This is a genomic window from Streptomyces iconiensis, assembly GCF_028657195.3.
Taxonomy (GTDB): domain Bacteria; phylum Actinomycetota; class Actinomycetes; order Streptomycetales; family Streptomycetaceae; genus Streptomyces; species Streptomyces iconiensis.
The window spans coordinates 1-1,351 of the sequence record NZ_JANCPR020000116.1 but is presented as its reverse complement, the minus strand read 5'-3'; the positions used below and the strand labels follow the sequence as shown (position 1 = coordinate 1,351).

Below are 1,351 nucleotides of genomic sequence, written 5' to 3'. Positions count from 1 at the left end.
TTGCCGCCGCCGGCCCCGTAGGCGGCCACGTACGGCCCGTCGAAGTAGCGGCCGTGCCGCCAGCCGCGCACCCGGCCCCGGTGCGGCCGGTGCGCCGGCTGCACGGCCCTCCAGCCGCTCAGCTCGAACCAGCGATGCCGGATGACTCCGAGTCCGAACATCTCCCCGCACAGCGACACGTCCCGTCGGACCGGGGCGCGGCCGTTGGGCTGCTCGATGACGTACGGCACCCCGGACGCCTCCAGCAGCTCACGAAGTGCGGGGATGAGCTGGTTGTGGGTGCGGCCCCAGCCGCGCGCGGCGTTGGTGCCCACGGTCAGCGCGCACCCGTGCTGACACGGCGGCGAGGCGTGCACGAACGCGTACCGGCGGATCTCACCCGAGTCGATGAGCGTGGCCAGGTACTCCAGCGCGTCAGCCCGGTGGAAGGCGAACGGGTAGTTCGGCCGTGCGGCGATGTCCACGCCGTGCACCTCGAAGCCGGCGCGCGCGTAGCCGGTGGCGGCGCCACCGGCGCAGCAGAACAGATCCAACAGAAGCGGCCTGATGCGCGCTCGCCTCATGTCGGTGGGTTGGGTCATCCTGGAGACCTCCAGTGCTCTCTATGGAGTTGCTGGGTGGACAAGGGCGGCCCCGGGTCATTGGCGTGATGGGGGTCGCCCTTGCTGTGTTCGGTGCAGGGAAGCGGAATCTGGTTGGGGTAGTGGTCGGGGAGGCGCACGCACCCCCTCGGGTGCGCGTGAGAAGGGCGTTCTGGAGGTGTAGCGGGGTGTGCCTCCCCGGCCTCTCCGCCTCCCCCGATTGGCCATTTGCGCTGATCAGCGCGGGGGGGTGTGGGGCGGGGAGGCGGTTGGGGAGTTCTCCCCGCCTCCCCGGCCCGGTCGGGTGTGCCTCCCCGTCGTCAGGAAGCGGAAGCGGAACCGTCGTCGGGGCGGTTGGCGAGCGCGCGGGCGATGTGTTCGCGGTGGACGACCATGCGGCCGTTCGACTTCTTCGGCTCTTCGCCGGCCGCTTCCAGGGTGCGCTTGAGGTCGATGAACGACCAGCCGCCGTAGACGCTGCCGCTCAGCCCGGCGAGCCGCTTGAGCACGTCTTGAGTGAGCACCTTGGGCGCGTCGCCGACCACGGTGGCGATGTCGGCCAGGTGGTCGCGCTCCTCGCCGGTCTCGACCGCGCGCAGGGTGGTGACCCCGTCGCGCAGGGCCTTGGCCCGGTCGGCAAGCTCCTGGGCTTGGTCATCGTCCACGTAGTGGGTGCGGATGGTGATGGAGGACTGGCCGGGGGAGAGCTTCACGCCGTCGCCGGCCACCACGACGGTGCCCTTGTCCAGGCCCTGGCGCAGCTTGTGCGG

The 1,351-nt window shown here is 71.4% G+C and carries 1 protein-coding gene and 1 pseudogene; both read right to left on the bottom strand.

Translation table 11 applies throughout. The features are described from left to right. A partial coding sequence (locus NMN56_RS42910; RefSeq protein WP_283742579.1) for a DNA cytosine methyltransferase occupies positions 1-581 on the bottom strand: 581 nt, incomplete at its 3' end. Positions 582-901: 320 nt separating this feature from the next. Further along, positions 902-1,351 (bottom strand): annotated as a pseudogene (locus tag NMN56_RS42905) (ATP-binding protein); the annotation flags it as partial.